A 20,116-nucleotide genomic window follows, 5' to 3' on the forward strand; every position below is an offset into this window, starting at 1 on the left:
TAAAAAAACTGACATCGCTTTTATAGATCTCACATTTTCCAACTTAACGGATTTAGAGATCTTACCCCCCCTATTATGATTCACTTTTAGAAAAAGATAAAAAACCGGCAAGAACAGTTTATCAAGCCGCGGCTTAAAAAAAGAGGTTTGACATTACTATAAATCAATTTTTCAAATTTAAACTATCGAAATATACATACATCAATTTAACAGTATCTCCATCTATAAACAAAGTCAAACAAAAACGGGATTTACATAAGTAATATAAATTATGAAACTAAGAAAATCAATCAACGCACTGTTACTATTTTTATTATTAAGTTCAATCCAAAAAGGTTTTGGGCAAAAAAATTATACCATTAGCGGTAGTGTTAAAAGCAAAAATACTGGTGAGTACATTATTGGCGCAAGTGTTAAAGTGTTAAACAGCAATGCGGGCACAACCTCAAATGAATATGGCTTTTACAGCATTTCACTAGCGCCCAACAGCTACCAGATTGTGTTTAGTTCGTTGGGCAAATCGCCAGATACATTAAGCATTCATTTAGTAAGTAATATCGAGAAAAATATTAGCCTTTTAGAAGCGAATTATGAGTTAACCAGTGTTACAGTTACCAGCAGTAAATCTTCTGGTCGTTCTGTTACCGGCTCACAAATGGGTATTGAAAAAATATCGGTGCAAGAAGCCAAAAACATTCCGGTAATTTTTGGTGAAAAAGATCTATTAAAAACCATTCAGTTGCTGCCTGGCATTAAAACTGCCGGTGAAGGTAATAGCGGGATTTTTGTAAGAGGTGGCAGTACCGACCAAAATCAAATAATCCTTGATGAGGCCAACATTTACAACGCCGCTCACCTGTTTGGGTTCTTCTCCACTTTTAACAGCGATGCTATAAAAGATATTGCAGTGTATAAAGGAGGAATGCCGGCACAATACGGAGGAAGATTAAGCAGCGTGCTGGATGTAAGAATGAATGAAGGAAACAATCAAAACACCAGTGTTAGTGGTAGCTTGGGGCTTATCAGTGCTAAACTGAATGTTGAAGGGCCTATTCAAAAAAATAAATCTTCTTTCCTGATTACCGGCAGAAGAACCTATGCCGATGTATTCTTACAACTTGACGAAAAATCGAAAGAAAATCAACTATACTTTTACGATTTAAACGCCAAGTTGAACTATGAACTAGGTAAAAAGGACAAGCTCTACTTAAGTGGTTATTTCGGTAAAGATCTTTTAGGATTTAACAACCAATTTAAAACCAATTGGGGTAATGGAACCGGAACTTTTCGTTGGAACCACATTTTTAACAGTCGTTTATTTTTAAACAGTTCCTTAATATTCAGTAATTATAACTATGAGTTTAAAGTTAAAAATGGCACCAACGATATTAGAATCTTTTCCCAGATCAGGGATTGGAATGTAAAGCAGGATTACCAATACAGCATTAACAACAATAACAATTTACGCTTTGGATGGTCCAGTATTTATCATATTATTCGTCCCGGAGAAATTACAGGCAATGCAACTTCGAGCATCAACGATAATATTCAGGACAAAAGATATTCTTTTGAAAATGCTGTTTATGCAAGCAACACATTAAAGCCCAGCAAAAATCTGAACATCACAATTGGCGCAAGGCTTAGTGCTTTTAACGTCATGGGGGGAGGCGATTTTTTTGATATAGATGACAAGGGTAATATTAAAGACACGATTGCATATGCAAAAGGGGCGGTGGTAAAAACATATTACAACCTTGAGCCCAGGGTCTCTCTTGGTTATATGTTAAATGCCAATACATCCATCAAAGCAGCATATACGCGTAATGCGCAGTATATGCACCAAATAACCAATTCAAATGGTTCAAACCCCTTGGATAAGTGGGCCAGCACCAGTAATATCATTCAACCACAAATCAGCAACCAGTTTAGCGTAGGTTATTATACAAACATTCTGCAAAACGCCTATGAGTTTACCGCTGAGGCTTACTATAAAGAAATGGAAAATGTTTTAGACTATAGAAATGGGGCTGACCTGTTTTTGAATGAAACCGTTGAGGCACAACTATTATTTGGCAAAGGCCGGGCTTATGGTGTAGAGTTTATGTTAAAGAAAAAAACAGGTAAACTTACCGGATGGGTTAGTTATACTTTAAGTAAGTCGGAAAGAAAAATTACCGGCATCAATAACAATAAATGGTACAATGCAACACAAGATAGACCACACGATATCTCAATTGTTGGAATATACCAGATAAGCAAAAAATGGACACTTAGCGGAAACTTTGTTTTCTACACCGGCAATGCTGTTACATTTCCTTCGGGTAAATACCAGGTTAATGGACAAACGGCTTATTACTACAACAGCAGAAATGCCGACAGAATGCCGAATTACCATCGTTTAGATTTTGGTGCTACCATGCAACTAAAGAAAACAAAAAAATGGAGCAAAGAATTGGTATTTGGTTTATACAATGCATATGGCAGAGAAAATGCCTATGCCATTAATTTTAAAGACAATAAGGATAACCCCAATATTACAGAAATAAGGCAAACCACCTTATTCCGCTGGGTTCCATCAATATCTTACAATTTCAAATTTTAATAAATTAACACCAACATAAATGGAAAAGAAACATTCAATATTATATTTAGCACTACTTCTGTTTTCAGTAACAAGTTGCGAAAAAACAATAGACCTGGATTTAGACACTACTACTCCATTAATAGTGGTTGATGGTGAGGTAACAAATAGTGTAACGCTGGGCAGCACAGTTAAACTATCTTATACTAATAAAGTAAAATCTGATAACAGCATAGTGCCATTAACAGGTGCAACTGTTACCATACAGGAAGATAACGGTACAGTGTATTCATTACCAGAAACAGCCACTGGCATTTACCAAAACCCCGGTTTAGTAGGCATTACAGGTAAAACCTATCATCTGAAAGTGATAACAAATGGCGTTACACTCACATCAAGTTCAAAGATGCCGGTAATGGTAAATTTAGATTCTTTAGTGGTAGAGGATTTCCCATTCTTTGACAAAACAGTAAAAGTGGTAACACCTTTTTACAACGACCCAAAAGGATTCGGCAATAATTACAATTTGTTTATGTTTAAAAATGGAAGATTAATAAAAGACATTTTTGCCTATGACGATTCATTCATTGATGGTAAAAAAATTACCTTTCCGCTGATTTATTCAAGAGAAAGTGATGAATTCAAAAAAGGTGATGTGATTGAAGTTGTCATGAATTGTATTGACTATGCCAATTATAAATATTGGTTTAGTTTTTCTCAATCTTCCACTGGCAGTCCACTTGCTGTTCCAGACAACCCAATAAGTAATATTACCGGCAATGCCATTGGTATTTTCGGGGCTAATACTTATCAAAAAAAGAATATAGTAATCCCATAAAAAAATAATTAAACATTTAACCAGCTCAACTTATAAACAAGGTGGCAGGAGAATATCCTTGTCACCTTGTTTATCTAACACACTCTACTGCCCTATATGTTGAAAATAGAAAATTCCTGGAACCAGGATGTTTCATAATAATCTGTGTTCCATTTACCTCATCATCGACCCTCAAACTTCCCGACTAGTAAATGAGTTCATCTGAGGCGTATTCAAAATACCACCTATAAAAATTGCGGGAAATACGATTGATTTATTGCGGATGTTGGTTGTATGAAAAAAATTGTGCTTAACGATATTTCCGATTCTATGTTCGAAAAACCGTTAGTCGATAGCACTTCACGAACAGATACACCCAATGAGTAAGCCGAAAACAAAGGTAGAATTTGAGCAGGTGGCCCTGCTGATTGAAGAAGCCAGGAACAGGGCTTTTCAAAAAGTGAATGAAGAACTGGTGCTTTTATACTTCAAAGTGGGAAATATTGTTTCCGGAAAAGTATCAGCAGGCGCCTGGGGCGATAATACTGTTGAAGAACTGGCGGGCTACATCGCTTCCAAATATCCGGGCTTACAAGGTTTCAACCGAAGAGGTCTTTACCGGATGAGGCAGTTTTTTGAAACTTATACCGCGCCCGAATTTGTGTCACCAGTGGTGACACAAATAGAACAATCTGAAAATGAAGCACTTAGATTTGTGTCAGCAGTGCTGACACAAATTAGCTGGACGCATCATTTATTGATTCTGTCAAAAACCAGAACTACTGAAGAAAAGTTGTTTTACATACATGCCTGCATTAATGAGCATTGGTCTACACGGGAACTGGAACGTCAACTCAATTCGGCAGTTTTTGAGAGAACTGTACTGGCCAACAAGAAAGTGCCTGCATTAATGAAACAATTGCCTCAAAATCTTTTTAAAGACCCTTATATATTTGAGTTTCTTGATTTGCCTGACGGACACTCTGAAACTGACCTTGAGAAAGCACTAATGCTGAATTTACAAAAGATCATTCTCGAAATAGGGAAAGGTTTTACCTATATGGGGCATCAATATCGTCTGCAGGTGGGTAACAAAGATTATTATACGGATCTGCTTTTTTATCAACGCGATTTGCAATGTCTCGTTTTATTTGAACTAAAAATCCAGGAATTTGAACCCGAGTTTTTAGGTAAACTCAATTTTTACCTGGAAGCCCTTGACAGGGATGTTAAACGGCCTTTTGAGAACAGCAGCATTGGCGTATTACTTTGCAAAGGAAAAGATACAGCTGTAGTAGAATATGCAATGGCCCGAAATACTTCCCCGGCTATAATTGCCGATTATGAAACAAAGCTGATACCCAAGAAATTACTGGCCAATAAATTGCATCAGTTAATAGAGCAGTTATCAAAAAGATGAAAGCAAACGATGACCAGTAAGTTTTCGCAAACATGAAACTTGTATCAAAACAGTTCCTCATCGTGTTCATCTCTCGGTCTTTCCGACTATCCGTCTTTCGGTCTTCCCAACTTCCCACCCAATCATCATACTACGACTGTATATAACTCTGCAACTGATTAATTGTTTCTGCCTGTGTAAGAATGGTTTCTGTTACCAGGTCATTGATGGAGATAATACCTACCAGTTGTTCATCTTCTATCACCGGTAAATAACGGAGTCTATGTGAGGTCATTAACTGCATACAGGCATCTACACTGTCATTTCCACTTACATAAGGAAAATCGGTGGTCATAATATCTCCTACCGGAGTATCGCTGGAATGGCGGCCTTTCAGGATCACTTTGCGGGAATAATCGCGCTCCGTCATGATTCCGGCAAATTTTTCCTCTTTCATCACCACTACCGATCCAATATTCTGTTCAGACATAATACGGAGTGCATCAATAACAGTCATTTCGGGTGGTACAATGGTTACCCGGTTTCCTTTTCGCTGAAGAACATTACTAACTTTTCGCATGGCAAGTGTTTTACAGCTTTAATATAAAGGAATGATTTGACATTTGCAAGCCCGGAGAGGGGTAATAAACGTAGAACAGAGAAACAGAGGAATATTCAATAACCAGATAAGTTTTACTTGGATATTGAATATTCCTCTGTTTCTCTGTTCTTCGGTTTCTCTGTTCTCTTAGTCTGTCTTCAACGCTTTATCAATCAAAAAGATCAGATTGGCTCTATGGGCCTTTGTTTCTTCATTGGTTGATACTGCTGCGGCCAGTTTGGTACGGAGTTTTCTTAAAGTGTATAAGGTTGCTGCTTTCGATACATCATCAATCGGTGCCTGTGGTGTAAGGAAATTACCGGCTCCTTTTACAAAAGAAGTTTGGAGGTATTGTCTGTACACATTTACATTACCATTGATATCTGCATCAAAAATACCTTTTACCAGGTCGTTCATTACATCTGCCACACTATACTGGTTACCATACAAACGTGTATTGTTGATACGCTGTAAAGTAGCAGGGTTTAATATATGTGCCAGTGTACCTCCTACCTGGATGGCAGTGATGTTGTTGGTTACTTTATAATCTTCACCATTGTTTGGCTGGTTAAATCCGCGACGCTGTATTTGCAGGTAAGGAAATACCTGTGCATCTGCATCAAAAGCATTGGGTGCAAATACATATTTAGTCAATACTTCCATCGCTTTTTTCTGTGTAGCCAGTGGTGTTGGCGTGTATGGTTTATTGGCCGAATTCTGTTCAGGGAAACTTCTGTCAATATATACACCTCCCACATAACGGCTTACCGCATTAATCATACTGTTACGCTGCCCGAGTAATGCGCCATAACGTGCACGAAGTTCTGCGTATGACTGTCCGGGTTTGCTGTATTTCTGCACCAACTTACCCATCAGGTTATTCACCAGTTTAAAGCGGTCTTCGGCATATGCTATCGCATCGCTGGTAAGGTCGTTTACGTTTACACGTGGGTCCATGGCTTTACCGGGTGCACGCATATCATCACCATCATTGCCGAATGCCAGTTTAGGATCGGTACTGCGTGATAATATTTTTGTGATACCCGCTTCTTCTCCTGCTGCTGATAATGGTGTATACCCAAATTCAATAGCCCATAAATCATAAGGGCCAGCTTTGGTAGTATAATAATCACCCTGTTTGCTTCTGTCTAAAGAAACGTTGATGGCAGGATAATCCATTACAGAACCAATTAAACCAATCTGGCGGGTGATAGCTGTATTGTTGATATCTGCAGGTGATAACATCTGACTCGCTTTCATGTTATGGTTCAAACCAAGTGTATGACCCATTTCATGCATAATCAGGTAAATGAGGAATTGCTTATGCATTTCTTTGATCTCTGCTTCAGGAGCATCCATGGCCTGTAAAGTGGTCTGACCGGTCATAAACTGCGCTTTCAGCTCACCGGCCAGTGTACAGGTTGCATAGTGCTGCATATTCATGCCGGGCAAATGCATTTTAGATTCCATTGATGGTCCGTTGTATAACTCATCAGAAATAGGTGTAGCACTTCCTGAGAACCACTCAACAGTAATATCGGCTCCGAGGATTTGTCCGGTACGCGGATTTACAAAGCTGGGTCCGATGGCACCATAAGGTGGTTGTGCTGATGACACCCAACGAATAACATTATAACGAATATCGGCAGGATCCCAGGTAGCATCATCGGGCATGATTTTCATTTGTACTGCATTTTTGAAACCTGCTTTCTCAAAAGCTTCATTCCATTTCAGCCCCGCTTCCATAATTGTCTGGCGGTATTCATACGGAGTGGTATTCTCAATCCAGTATACCAATGGTTCAACCGGCTCGCTCAATGCAGCAGAAGGATCTTTTTTAACCAGTCCCCATCTGTTGATCATGTCTTTGTATGGAGTTGGACTGATACTTGTTTGATCGTTACGTTGTTGTGTAAAATAACCAACACGGGGATCATCTCTTCTCGCACGGAAATCGTTCTTAGGCATTTCAATAAAACTGTGCTGCATACGTACACGTACATAACGGGCATCTGTAATATCCGGTCCGGTTGCGGCGATGGTGCTTGGATTATCGTAAGAAAGATCCACGACTACATCTGTATTATTGGGGAATGAGCGGATATTGGCGTATTTCGATTTGGTGGGGTTTAATCCTCCGAGGTTAAAAGTGAAAGGTGTAGCCTGTCCGGGTCCAAAAATAGGTTTCACCGGGTCCATTTTCTCACTCAGGAAAAGCTGGTCTGCATTTATCAGGTAGCCTAATGAATCTTCGATACTGAACTTGTCGTTGTAAAAAACCGCCTCGGGTTTATCTACATCTTCGGTTTTACTTACAGGGTTTGATTTATCGTAAAAGAATCCTGTATTCACCACCTGAAATTCAATCTTGTCGAATGCTTTTTTCATGGTAAAAACACCTGTGTTTCTGTGCATACTCTGGTGCAGGAACAAAGAAGTGGGTCCATTGATAGAGAAACTCTGGTAAATGAACTCTTTGTTTAACTGGTCCTTTCTTATATACATCTGAATACTACCTGTAGTTGTATCCTGGTATAAGGTAAATAAGCCTTCGATTTTTTTATTGCCTTTTGTTCTGTCGGCTACAGATGGCTTTTTGGGTGCCGCTGCGGGTTTTGTGGTATCACCTGCAGGTCTTGCTCCTGGTGGAACGGCTGGGGGCTGCTGTGCATTGGCATTCATGCTCAGTATTCCCGCACATAATAATGTGCCTATCAAAGGTCTTCTCATAGCGAGTGTTTTAGTTGAATTCAAAATAATCAAACCTGTCTAATTATTACCATTGCTTTGGATAAGTGGTAAAATTTAACAATAAGTGTAGGATCAAAGTGATAATCAAAACCCGTGAAAGCAATTTCACAAATTTAATTTAGTAAAATACATATGTATTTATCTACATGCGTAATATATCTTCCTAATAATTCAATCTGTTTTCTCTGTCTTACCTGTCAACCATCCATTCAGAACTTTCATAGCAGTTGCATCAGCAGCAGGATTTACAGTTACTGCATAGGAACGTTCCTCTTTTTCACCTAATACAAATTTTACCATTATACTTTCATTACCTGTAATTACATGTATCCGTATTTCATCACCTGTTTTCATTCCGGCGATGATTTTATTGTATTCAGCCGCTGTTTTTACCGGCTGGTTATTTACTGAAAGTATTTTCGCCTGTCTTCTTAATCCTGCATTCCAGGCCGGTGACTGCCAGTCTACCGCATTCACCAGCACAGTGTCTCTTCTTTCCGATACTGTAAGGCCTGAATAGGCAGGTACTGTCTTAGGCGTCTGATCCACCAATAATCCGGCATGGGCAAAATAACGCGCATAGTCCAGTGGTTTTAGGGTATAGATGTATTCAAAAAAATCATCCATCTTTTCTCCACTCACTGTTTCAATTTCCTGTTTCAATTCAGCTTCGGTAAAACCCCTGCCTTTCTTCTTATAATAGTCATAATAAAGTTTCCGCATCACATCATCCAGTGAACGTTTATTTCCTGTAACATACCTGATCCTGAAGTCAAGCATCACTCCCACAACTGGCCCCTTGTCATAATAAGAGATGGTTTTATTTACCTCATCACCTGTTCTGCCAAACGGACCGTCGGACCATGTCTGAAAACTTGATTCTGCCAGGGTTTGAAAAAGCCTTCCCGGTTTAGCTTCATACGAAGCCAGTTGCTGCTGTACGGTTGCTAAAGCTTCTTCATCCGTTTTTAAACCGGCTCTTCTGAGTATCAGGTTTTCATAATAAACATTCAATCCTTCCGATACCCATAGCGAATTGGTTCGGCTTCCTTTGTTATAATCAAAAGGGCCTAATTCAATGGGTCTGATTCTTTTTACATTATAGTGATGAAAATATTCATGGGCCAGAAAATGGTACATACGATTTCGCGCAGAGCGGTTGGTTGATAAACCTTGCCCACTGAAAGCAATAGATGTAGAATTGAGGTGCTCTATTCCACCGCCGCCCGGACCAATAGCCAGAAAACTATAATGTCCGTAAGGAATTTCGCCAATGATACCTGATGCGGTGCTCACAATTTTTTTAAGATCATTCATGAAAATAGCACGATCAAACTCGCCGGGTTTATACGCCACGAAATAATGTGGCTTATTATTTACAGTAAAAGAAGGCAGGTCTTCCAGCTTACTTCCTAAGAGAAACGGGCTGTCGTAAAGAATATCAAAATCGGGCGAACGATAGGTAAATGGTTCTCCCTGCACGAGAGCAAGCCCGGTAGCTACGCGGTTCCAGTTGGTATAGGGTTGAATACGTATAACGGATGGGTAAGTGATACCTCCTACAGGGTATAAAAAAATACCAGCTGGTGAGAGGTAGGCAAATTCTTCATCAATATAATTGGATGCAACAAATCGCCTGTTACCGTAAATGCGGTAGTTAATAGTGAATGGTTTTCCATCTCCATTTATCATCCAGTGATTGGGTGCTTTCTGCTGCCATACCAGTGTATCGCCCTTACTATTTTTTACTTTGAAATCTTTCAGGTCTTTTGAAAAATACATCAACTGGTAATAACCGGTAGTCCAGTTCGGCAATTCAAACGCAATATTTTTCTTCCCTTTCGGATCATATTTCATTTCAACAGATGCAAAATGCGTTGCTGCTTCTGGAAAAGATACTGTGAACTGAATAGACGGTGTTTGTGCTATAGTAAACAACGCTGTACATACGCTTACTATTAAAAGAAAAACTCTCCCGAACTGAGTTTTGAAAGCAGGTGATTGCATAAAAGGGTTTTAGTCCTTACAAATTATTCATCAGCTCCGGAAATAACCTGCTATGAATTAACCATCACTTCTTGTATTTTAGCCCAGACTGGCTTCTCCTATCTTTTTTGCGGCTAAAAAGCCACTTGTCCATGCGTTCTGGAAATTAAAGCCTCCGGTTATACCATCTATATCCATTACTTCGCCTGCAAAAAACAATCCTTCCATTTTCTTACTTTGCATGGTATTCGGGTCTATCTCCGCTAATTTTATACCCCCGCAGGTTACAAATTCTTCTTTGAAAGTTGTTTTACCTTTTACATGAAAGTCATGTGTGGTAAGAAATTGTATCAGTTTATTCTGCAGTCTGGCTGGAAGATCGGCCCACCGCATTTCTGCAGTTATACCAGACTCTTCCAGCAGGTATAACCACAAACGATTGGGTAGCTGAAAAGGATTTTTATTCCCGATTTTTTGAGCTGCATTCGTCTCTCTTATTTCCTGCCATCTTTCACGCAACTGGCTTTCCGTTTCTGTACCGAGCCAATTGATCAGGATATAAAATTCGTATTGTCTTGATGCCAATTCTCTGGCGCCCCATGCAGATAAACGAAGTATGGCAGGGCCGCTCATACCCCAGTGAGTAATTAATACGGGGCCTGTTTCAACCAATTTGGTTCCAGTTACTTTTACAGTTGTATTTGCTATACTTACTCCCATCAGTGATGTGATGCGATGCCCCGGCATATTAAAGGTAAAAAGTGAAGGAACAGGTTCTTCAATACTATGTCCGGTTTGTTGTAACCATTGAAACATAACAGATTTCGGATAACCGCCAGTTGCCACACAGATATAATTGGCAACTATTTTAGTATCATTCGGTAAATGAACAATAAATCCAGTTTCATTTTTTTCTATTGCTTTTACTTCACGGCCAAGTTGTACTTCTACCCTGAATTTATCCGCATCACGCAACAGACAATCAATAATAGTTTGTGAATCGTTTGTAGAAGGAAACATTCTTCCATCAACTTCTGTCTTTAATATCACGCCTCTCTCTGCAAACCATTCAATCGTATCATTGGTATTGAACCAGTGAAAAGATTTTTTGAGAAAATTTTGTCCGCGGGGATATCGTTTCGCCAGTTCTGGTATCTCAAAACAGGCATGTGTTGTATTACATCTTCCGCCGCCACTTATCTTTACTTTGGAAAGCAGTTTCCCTGTTTTTTCCAACAGTATTACTTTCAACTGAGGGTTTATTCTCGCTGCATTGACGGCACAAAAAAAACCGGCCGCTCCTCCTCCTATCACTACAAGTGTTTTTTGCATTGGCTTATTTCATCAGCATGATTGCAGCCATTGTTTCTACACCGTTCCACAAATTTTTGATACGGATATTTTCATTCTCTGCATGCTGGTTATTATCATGATTGGCGATGGGTACACTAATGGTATTGGCTTTCAGGTATTTTTCAAACTTATACAAAGGCAGACTTCCTCCTAATGAAGGAACGATCACCAATGTTCCGTTTGCAGTAGTTCTTACCGCTTCTACTACTTCTTTGGCTATGGGCAGATCCATTGGTGTACGCTGTGCATTGTACCCATCATACTTTATCACTTTCGCTATTTTCGGATACTGTTTTCTTTCTTCTGCTGTCGGGTCTTTATCTGTTACGTAATATCCCTGTGCCTTTATATGATCTGTTACACGCTGCTGCTGTACTTCATAATCATTCCCTTTTACCAGCCGAAGATCAAGTGTTACCATTGCAATTGTGGGAATAACATTAGCAGCCAGTTTTCCGGCATTGGCGCTTTGCATACCATTTATATTCAGCGATGGCAACATCAGTGATTCCTGCAGGGAATAACCATCCATTTCAGGTTTGATAAATCCGAGTTCATTTTTCATCTGCTCATCTACTTTCGGCATATTGGCAATAGCTGCTTTTTCTGCAGGTGATAATGGTGTTACATCATCATAAAAACCTTTGATGGTTACTTTACCTTTTTCATCTTTCATCGATGCCAGTAGTTTGGCCATCATCAATGCAGGATTGGGTACCCAGTTACCGTAATGCCCACTATGTAAGGGTCTTGTGGGGCCATATACAGTTATGTCCATATTGGCATCGCCCCTCACACCAAAACAAATAAGTTTGTTTCCCGACTGATGCACAGGTCCATCACTGATGACCCAGATATCTGATTTTAATTCGTTGGGGTATTTTAAGAGTATTTCCTGTAAGTGTCCGGAGCCGGCTTCCTCCTCACCTTCGAAAAAGAATTTCACATTACAGTTGGGTAACTGACCTGATTTGACAATAGCTTCATAAGCCCATAAGATAGACATTACGCCACCCTTATCATCTGATGCTCCTCTGGCAAAAATGCGCCAGTCTTCATTTACAGGACTTCCTGCCGGAGGGAGAGGAATGATCTTTTCTGCATCCGCAGTTTTCCCGTTAACCAGTACAGGCGTAAATGGTTGAAAACCCTTTGCCCACTTCGTTGGGTCTACGGGTTGCCCGTCGTAATGCGCATAAAAAATTATTGTCTTAACGGCACCAGGTACTTTTATTTCTCCATATACGGCCGGTGGTGCATCTTTTGTGGCAGGACTGAGTAATTTGACATCCTGGATATTGCGTTTCCGCATCATATCCATGATCAATGATGCATTGCGTTGTATGTTGTATGCATCTGATGCTTCATTGGGGATTGCCAACAACTGAATGAATTCATTCAGCCATTCATGCTCCTTCTCCTGTCTTAGTTTTCTGACTTTTTCAATAGCGGGTGGTTGTGCTAGTATTTGCAATGAATACAGGCATAGAGAGAAAAGGAAGCATAGTTTTTTCATATACAGCAGTTTTATTCAAGACTTGATCGTCTAATAATAAGCTGCATTGAGGTTTGGATTTGCCTTTTCAGCAGCTTCAATAATACTATAGTCAGACAGTATCAATGCCTGACCGCGTTTAATGCAAACATCATGTTCAAAGTGGCAGGATGCTTTCCCGTCCTGTGTACGAATAGTCCAGCCGTCGTCTTCAGTGTATACTTCTCTGGTACCCAGGTTAATCATGGGTTCGATGGCGAGTACCAGGTTCTCCTTCATTTTGGGTCCATTGCCTCTTTTACCATAGTTAGGTACCTGTGGATCTTCATGCAGGCTTCTTCCCAATCCGTGTCCTACCAGCTCTCTTACCACACCATAACCATGTTTCTTTTCGGCATGTTCTTGTATTGCATAAGAGATATCTCCCACCCTGTTGTTCACGGTTGCTTTTTCAATGCCTTTGTATAATGACTCTTTTGTTACTTTCACCAATTGCATTACTTCTGGTGCTACTTCACCCAAAATAAAAGTATATGCATGGTCGCCATGCCATCCGTTGAGGATAACGCCCATATCAATGGTAACAATATCGCCATCTTTTAAAGCTTCTTCGTTAGGAAAACCATGTACCACCACATCATTCACCGATGCACAAACATTATAGGGATAGCCGCGATAATTATAAAAAGAGGGTACTGCTTTATGATCTTTTACAAAATCGCCACAAAGCTTATCAATCTGCATAGTCGTCATGCCCGGTTTTAAAACCCTGGCCACTTCTGTCAATGTTTTACTGACAAGAAGTGCTGCTTCTTTCATCAACGCTATTTCCGCTTCTGTTTTGTAGATGATCATATTTATTCGTCTCGACATGATAAAAAAAGAAACCTGCCATCCAGCCTAAGGCGGGACAACAGGTTTGCAAATATCGTATTTTATTTTTTAAGACCATAGTCCATAGACCATGGTCTTAAAAACTATATTGTTGTAGTAGATACAGTTTGTCTGCCCTGTACACGGCCGCTTTTCATCAAACCATCGTACTGACGCATCAGCAGGTAGGTTTCAATTTGCTGCAGTGTATCCAATACCACACCCACCATAATCAGCAGTGATGTACCACCGAAGAAAGTGCTGAAGCCTTGTGTAACACCCAAACGCTGTGCAAAGCCGGGCATGATACCTACCAGGGCCAGGAAAATGGCGCCGGGTAAAGTAATCTTATCCATCACAGATCCGATATAATCAGCAGTGGGCTGACCAGGTTTTACGCCAGGAATGAAACCGTTATTACGTTTCAGGTCTTCTGCAATCTGCTTGGGGTTAAAGATCAATGCTGTATACAGGAAGGTAAATCCAATTACCATGATTGAATACACCACCATGTACCATGTGTTACTATGGTCATTGAATATTTTAACGATACCCTGAGCAGAATCTAAATTGGTAAATGATACGAGTGTAGGCAGGAACATGATTGCCTGGGCAAAGATGATCGGCATTACACCTGCACTGTTTACTTTAATAGGCAGGAACTGACGCGCACCACCAAACTGACGGTTACCTATGATTTGTTTTGCATAGTTTACAGGTATCTTACGAACACCCTGTACCAGTACAATCAAACCAAGTATTACGGCAATAAGGATAGCAATTTCAATCAGGAAAATCAGTAAACCACCACCTGCTCTTTCGCCTTTGGCGCTGAACTCCTGAATTAACGATTGTGGTAAACGTGCAAGGATACCTACCATGATGATGATAGATGTACCATTGCCTAACCCTTTATCCTGAATTTTTTCTCCGAGCCACATTACAAACATGGTACCTGCAGTTAAGGTAATAACTGTAGAGAACCAGAAGAATGGTGCATATGCGGGGATGATTGCTTCAGCATAACCCGGGCTGTTCAGGTAAGCCACATAGGCACCTGCCTGGAATGCGGTTACAATAACAGTGAGGTAACGGGTCCACTGATTGATTTTTTTACGGCCGCTGTCTCCTTCTTTCTGTACTTTCTGTAATTGAGGTACCAGGATGGTCATCAATTGCATAAAGATAGATGCGGAGATATAGGGCATGATACCCAGTGCCAGAATAGATGCCTGAGAAAAAGCTCCACCGGCAAACATATCGAAGATACCGAGCAGGCCGCCATTGCTTTGAGCGGATGCCTGTGCAGCTTCTATTTTAGCAGGATCGATACCTGGTAAAACAATCTGTGTACCGATACGATAAGTAAGAACCAGTGCAAGTGTTACAATAATCTTGTTACGAAGCTCCTCTATCGTCCAAATATTCCTTAATGTCTGAACTAATTTTTTCACTTGAATGCAATTGTAAGCGTTAATAGTCTTAAACCAAAAAAAGACGCACTTTGTGCGTCTGGCAAGTTACGGTAAAATTACTTGATAATTTCAACGCTACCACCTGCAGTTTCAATAGCAGTTTTTGCTTTTTCACTGATCGCATTCACCTTGAAAGATACATTTGCTTTCAATTCACCGTTGGCCAATATTTTTACTTTATCGGTACGGCTGATTAAACCATTGATGTAGAGGTTTTCAAGGCTGAATTCAGTGAAACCATATTTTTCAACCAGTTGGTCGATCTGACCCAGGTTAAATACTACGAACTCAATACGGTTATTATTCTTAAAGCCACGTTTTGGTACGCGACGCTGAATAGGCATCTGACCACCTTCGTGAGCCATTTTACTTTTGTAACCGGCGCGGCTCTGACCACCCTTATTACCTTTTGTAGATGTACCACCCTTACCGGATGCTTCACCACGACCTAAACGTTTTTCTTTGTGTGTAGAACCTGCTGCAGGTTGGAGATTGTGTAGTTTCATGTTTATCTGATTTTGAACTTTCGGGGAATCACCCCTCGCGTGTTAATTTGGAAATTTGGAAATGTGCTAATTTGAAAATGAAAGATTCAGAGTAATATAAATGGAAAATGAATCAAATACATGACTCATTTTCTCCGAAGGAGTCCTGCGGACAAATTTCCAAATCTTCAAATTTTCAAATTAATTAAGCTCCTCTACTTTCACCAGGTGGCTCACTTTATTCACCATACCCAGGATCTGAGGAGTAGCTTCTACTTCTTTTGAAGCATGCATTTTCTTCAAACCTAAGGCAATCAGTGTTTGCTTCTGACGCTCTGGTCTGTCGATACCGCTTTTAATCTGTGTGATTTTAATTTTTTTCATAACTACTTTATTGAGTTAGTCCATAGTCGATAGACCATGGACCATGGGCTATGGACTATCTACCAATGATTATCCATTAAATACTTTACTCAGCTTTACTGTACGGCTTTTTGCCACCTGAATAGGCTCACGCAACAGGCTCAGGGCCTTGATGGTTGCTTTTACCACGTTATGTGGGTTAGCAGAACCGAGGCTTTTTGCCAGTACGTCTGTTACACCAGCACTTTCCAGTACTGCACGCATGCTACCACCGGCGATCACACCCGCACCATGAGCGGCTGGTTTGATCAACACTTTAGCAGCACCTTCTTTCGCCCACTGATCGTGAGGAATGGTTCCATGCATTACAGGAACTTTTACCAGGTTTTTCTTGGCATCTTCGATACCCTTGGTAATGGCTTCCTGAACTTCTTTGGCTTTACCCAGACCTTGTCCAACAACACCACTTTCATTACCCACTACTACCAGTGCTGAGAAGCTGAAGGTACGACCACCTTTAGTGGTTTTCACCACACGGTTAATGGCAACTACTTTTTCTTTCAGTTCCATGTCGCCACCGGCTTTTACCTTATTTACGTTTACTTTAGACATTTATCTAACGATTAATTGTGTTAGCAGATTAGAATTGAAGACCACCTTCTCTTGCACCATCAGCTACGGATTTAACGCGGCCATGGTAAAGATTACCACCACGATCGAATACAACTGTATTCAATCCAAGTTCAGTGGCTTTGCGTGCGATTGTGGCACCTACCAGTTTCGACTTTTCGATTTTGGTTACTTTCTGAGCAGCAATATCTTTATCACGAGATGATGCTGATGCCAGTGTAAGACCATTTACGTCATCGATCAGTTGAGCATAGATATCAGCATTGCTTCTGAATACAGATAAGCGGGGCTTTGTAGCCGTACCTGCCACTTTCTTGCGAATGCGGTACCTGATTTTTTGCCTTTGAATTAATTTACCCATTGTTTGCTATTTGTTACTTCCGATTCGGCCGGAAGCTTGTTTTACATTTTATTGAAGTCCATTGACTATGATCCATTGACCATAAACTATTTGTTATTTACCGGCTGCTTTACCTGCTTTTCTTCTGAGGATCTCACCAGCATATTTCACACCTTTACCTTTGTATGGTTCAGGCTTACGTAAGCTTCTCAGTTTAGCTGCTACCTGACCAATCAGTTGCTTATCGATACCTTCTAACAGGATCTTGGGGTTCTGACCTTTTTCAGTAACAGTAGCTACTTTCAGTTCTTTTGGAACTTCGAAAATGATATTGTGAGAATAACCCAAAGCAAGATCTAACAGGTTACCGGTATTGGCTGCTTTAAAACCCACACCCACCAGTTCCAGTTCTCTTTTAATACCCTCGGTTACACCTTTTACCATGTTGCTTACCAATGCGCGGTATAAACCATGCATAGCGCGATGACGAATCTGATCTGTAGGACGGGCAAAGATTACTTCGTTATCTTTTACAGTAACAATAATATCTCTGTCGATGTTTTCGCTTAATTCACCTTTAGGTCCTTTTACAGTTACCACATTATCCTTGCTTACCGAAATGGTAACACCAGCCGGGATAACTACGGGTTGCTTTCCAATACGTGACATAGTCGTTTAAATTTTATTGTTCAACTAAAATCCTGACCGTGTTCAGCTCCGACTAAAAAGCTTAATTGTCAGACAGGACAATTTCAAATTCAATTAAGAAATGTAGCAAAGAACCTCTCCACCTACATTCTGTGCTTTTGCCTGCTTATCTGTTAATACACCTTTAGATGTACTGAGGATAGCCACACCCAGACCATTGATTACTCTTTTGATCTCGGCAGGTTTAGCATATTGACGCAGACCCGGACGGCTTACTCTTTCCAGAGAGCGGATCGCAGGTTGTTTGGTGGATGGATCGTATTTCAGCGCGATCTTGATAAGACCTTGCTTATTATCATCTTCAAATTTGTATTTCAGGATATAACCCTGTTCGTACAGGATCTCTGTCATACGTTTTTTCAGATTAGAAGCAGGAATTTCTACCAGTCTGTGACCAGCCATCTGTGCATTACGAATCCTGGTTAAGAAGTCTGCTATTGGATCAGTTACCATTTTTATTAGAATTATTCGTGTTCAAAATTTTGTACCAATTTCCCGATCTTGATCGGGACAGGGTAGTATTACCAGCTTGCTTTTTTTACACCTGGTATTTTACCATTCAGGGCCATATCGCGGAAGATTACCCTTGAGAGACCGAAGTATCTCATATAACCTTTCGGACGTCCTGTAAGCTGACAACGGTTCTTTAGACGAACAGGTGAAGCATTTTTTGGCAGTTTATCCAATCCTGCATAGTCACCTGCTGCTTTTAAAGCGGCACGTTTTTCTGCATACTGGGCTACCATTGCCTCGCGCTTTCTTTGTCTGGCTTTTACTGATTCTTTTGCCATTTTTTTATGTTTAGATTTGAGTAGGTTCCGGATTTGCTTTTTACAAACCGGCTGCTACCAGTTACTTTTTAATTATTGTCTTTTTTTGCTCCTTTGAATGGCATACCCAGTTCTTTCAGTAACTCATATGCTTCTTCATTTGTTTGGGCAGTGGTTACGAAAGTGATATCCATACCGGTAATTTTATTTACTTTATCGATATCGATTTCAGGGAAGATGATTTGCTCGGTAACACCTAATGTGTAGTTACCACGACCATCGAACGCTTTATCGCTGATACCTTTAAAGTCACGCACACGTGGCAGCGCAACAGATACCAGACGGTCCAGGAATTCATACATTTTCTCACCTCTCAGTGTAACGCGTGCGCCGATGGGCATACCTTTACGCAGTTTAAAGTTAGAAATGTCTTTCTTAGACATGGTAGGAACTGCTTTCTGACCAGTGATCATGTTCAGCTCATCTACTGCGATATCAACCAGTTTTTTATCTGTAACCGCACCATTAACGCCACGGTTAATACAGATTTTTTCCAGTTTAGGAGCCTGCATTACAGTTTTGTAAGCAAACTTTTTCATTAAAGCAGGTACAACTTCTTTGCTGTACTTATCTGCTAATCTCGGAGTGTATTTTGTAGTACTCATTACTTGATTACCTCCCCTGATTTTTTAGATATACGAACTAATTTTCCATTCTCGCGGGTACGTTTTGCCTTTGTAGGCGCACTTGTTTTAGCATCCCATAACATTACATTGCTGATGTTGATCGGAGCTTCTACTTTTACAATACCACCCTTTGTATTCTGTGCAGAAGGTTTGGTATGTTTGGTAACGATATTCACGCCTTCTACCACCACACGGCCTTTATCCACAATAACTTCCAACACCTTGCGGGGCTTTTTCAAGTCCTTATCATCACCGGTGATCACCACTACGGTATCTCCTTTTTTGATGTTGAATTTGGGTTTAAATCTTGTACTCATCTTTTTTGAGCTTTTAGCTTTTAGCGGTTAGCAATTGCCAACCAAAATTATTATGTCGATCGCCAGTAGCTAACAGCTAATAGCTAACGGCTTGTTTATTATTAAAGAACTTCCGGAGCCAGTGAAATAATCTTCATGTATCCTTTATCACGTAACTCTCTCGCTACTGGTCCGAAAATACGTGTACCACGTGGCTCATCTGAGTTATTCAGTAATACCACCGCATTGTCATCGAAACGGATATATGAACCATCCTTACGACGTAATTTATTTTTGGTACGAACGATAACTGCTTTTGATACAGTACCTTTTTTGATACCACCGGCAGGGATCGCATCTTTTACAGTTACTACAATCTTATCACCAATCTTGGCGTAATCCTGTCCACTGTTACCCAGTACTTTGATACAAAGTACTTCCTTGGCACCACTGTTATCAGCTACATTCAATCTACTTTCTTGCTGAATCATTGTTTTTGCTTTTAGC

The 20,116-nt window shown here is 40.2% G+C and carries 20 protein-coding genes; 3 read left to right on the plus strand and 17 right to left on the minus strand.

Annotated features, from left to right (window positions below):
- Window positions 1-271 precede the first annotated feature (271 nt).
- From KXJ59_RS15765 to KXJ59_RS15775, 3 genes are all read left to right on the plus strand, one after another.
- The gene (locus tag KXJ59_RS15765) at window positions 272-2,602 is read left to right on the plus strand and encodes a TonB-dependent receptor (protein WP_295206798.1); all 2,331 of its coding nucleotides are present in this window, start codon (window positions 272-274) and stop codon (window positions 2,600-2,602) included.
- 19 nt (window positions 2,603-2,621) lie between these two features.
- Complete coding sequence (locus tag KXJ59_RS15770) at window positions 2,622-3,419, plus strand: hypothetical protein (RefSeq protein WP_295206800.1); 798 nt, start codon at window positions 2,622-2,624, stop codon at window positions 3,417-3,419.
- A 358-nt stretch (window positions 3,420-3,777) separates the two neighbouring features.
- Window positions 3,778-4,818, plus strand: coding sequence for a PDDEXK nuclease domain-containing protein (locus tag KXJ59_RS15775; protein WP_295206802.1), 1,041 nt, complete (start codon window positions 3,778-3,780; stop codon window positions 4,816-4,818).
- Window positions 4,819-4,948: 130 nt separating this feature from the next.
- Here KXJ59_RS15775 and KXJ59_RS15780 read toward each other — a convergent pair whose 3' ends face one another.
- The 17 genes from KXJ59_RS15780 to rplN all read right to left on the minus strand — a co-directional run bounded on the left by KXJ59_RS15780 (window position 4,949) and on the right by rplN (window position 20,100).
- The gene (locus KXJ59_RS15780) at window positions 4,949-5,377 is read right to left on the minus strand and encodes a CBS domain-containing protein (RefSeq protein ID WP_295206804.1); all 429 of its coding nucleotides are present in this window, start codon (window positions 5,375-5,377) and stop codon (window positions 4,949-4,951) included.
- A 168-nt stretch (window positions 5,378-5,545) separates the two neighbouring features.
- Window positions 5,546-8,128, minus strand: a complete 2,583-nt coding sequence (locus tag KXJ59_RS15785; protein WP_295206806.1) for a zinc-dependent metalloprotease — start codon at window positions 8,126-8,128, stop codon at window positions 5,546-5,548.
- A 192-nt stretch (window positions 8,129-8,320) separates the two neighbouring features.
- Entirely contained in the window at window positions 8,321-10,156 is a 1,836-nt protein-coding gene (locus tag KXJ59_RS15790) for a PDZ domain-containing protein (RefSeq protein WP_295206808.1), read from the minus strand.
- 78 nt (window positions 10,157-10,234) lie between these two features.
- Entirely contained in the window at window positions 10,235-11,467 is a 1,233-nt protein-coding gene (locus tag KXJ59_RS15795; RefSeq protein ID WP_295206809.1) for an NAD(P)/FAD-dependent oxidoreductase, read from the minus strand.
- A 4-nt stretch (window positions 11,468-11,471) separates the two neighbouring features.
- A complete protein-coding gene (locus KXJ59_RS15800; RefSeq protein WP_295206810.1) occupies window positions 11,472-13,004 on the minus strand; it encodes a M20/M25/M40 family metallo-hydrolase in 1,533 nt (510 codons plus the stop codon).
- Between the two features lie 30 nt (window positions 13,005-13,034).
- A complete protein-coding gene (gene map, locus KXJ59_RS15805; protein WP_295206812.1) occupies window positions 13,035-13,838 on the minus strand; it encodes a type I methionyl aminopeptidase in 804 nt (267 codons plus the stop codon).
- Between the two features lie 122 nt (window positions 13,839-13,960).
- Entirely contained in the window at window positions 13,961-15,310 is a 1,350-nt protein-coding gene (gene secY / locus KXJ59_RS15810; RefSeq protein WP_295206814.1) for a preprotein translocase subunit SecY, read from the minus strand.
- A gap of 77 nt (window positions 15,311-15,387) precedes the next feature.
- The gene (gene rplO, locus KXJ59_RS15815; RefSeq protein WP_295206815.1) at window positions 15,388-15,837 is read right to left on the minus strand and encodes a 50S ribosomal protein L15; all 450 of its coding nucleotides are present in this window, start codon (window positions 15,835-15,837) and stop codon (window positions 15,388-15,390) included.
- Between the two features lie 180 nt (window positions 15,838-16,017).
- The gene (gene rpmD, locus KXJ59_RS15820; RefSeq protein WP_295206817.1) at window positions 16,018-16,200 is read right to left on the minus strand and encodes a 50S ribosomal protein L30; all 183 of its coding nucleotides are present in this window, start codon (window positions 16,198-16,200) and stop codon (window positions 16,018-16,020) included.
- A gap of 69 nt (window positions 16,201-16,269) precedes the next feature.
- A complete protein-coding gene (gene rpsE / locus KXJ59_RS15825) occupies window positions 16,270-16,791 on the minus strand; it encodes a 30S ribosomal protein S5 (protein ID WP_295206819.1) in 522 nt (173 codons plus the stop codon).
- Window positions 16,792-16,819: 28 nt separating this feature from the next.
- Window positions 16,820-17,170, minus strand: a complete 351-nt coding sequence (rplR, locus tag KXJ59_RS15830) for a 50S ribosomal protein L18 (RefSeq protein ID WP_295206821.1) — start codon at window positions 17,168-17,170, stop codon at window positions 16,820-16,822.
- Window positions 17,171-17,263: 93 nt separating this feature from the next.
- Complete coding sequence (rplF, locus tag KXJ59_RS15835; protein WP_295206822.1) at window positions 17,264-17,818, minus strand: 50S ribosomal protein L6; 555 nt, start codon at window positions 17,816-17,818, stop codon at window positions 17,264-17,266.
- Window positions 17,819-17,911: 93 nt separating this feature from the next.
- Complete coding sequence (gene rpsH, locus KXJ59_RS15840; RefSeq protein ID WP_178889642.1) at window positions 17,912-18,310, minus strand: 30S ribosomal protein S8; 399 nt, start codon at window positions 18,308-18,310, stop codon at window positions 17,912-17,914.
- Between the two features lie 68 nt (window positions 18,311-18,378).
- On the minus strand, window positions 18,379-18,648 hold the full coding sequence (gene rpsN, locus KXJ59_RS15845) for a 30S ribosomal protein S14 (RefSeq protein ID WP_295206823.1): 270 nt from the start codon (window positions 18,646-18,648) through the stop codon (window positions 18,379-18,381).
- Between the two features lie 68 nt (window positions 18,649-18,716).
- A complete protein-coding gene (gene rplE / locus KXJ59_RS15850) occupies window positions 18,717-19,292 on the minus strand; it encodes a 50S ribosomal protein L5 (RefSeq protein ID WP_294990789.1) in 576 nt (191 codons plus the stop codon).
- Window positions 19,292-19,630: a 50S ribosomal protein L24 gene (gene rplX / locus KXJ59_RS15855; RefSeq protein WP_295206825.1), complete on the minus strand. Its 339-nt coding sequence runs from the start codon at window positions 19,628-19,630 to the stop codon at window positions 19,292-19,294. Before rplX ends, rplE begins: the two co-directional genes overlap by 1 nt.
- 101 nt (window positions 19,631-19,731) lie before the next feature.
- On the minus strand, window positions 19,732-20,100 hold the full coding sequence (gene rplN, locus KXJ59_RS15860; protein ID WP_133475583.1) for a 50S ribosomal protein L14: 369 nt from the start codon (window positions 20,098-20,100) through the stop codon (window positions 19,732-19,734).
- Between the last annotated feature and the right edge of the window lie 16 nt (window positions 20,101-20,116).

Source organism: Sediminibacterium sp., assembly GCF_019264485.1.
Taxonomy (GTDB): Bacteria; Bacteroidota; Bacteroidia; order Chitinophagales; family Chitinophagaceae; genus Sediminibacterium.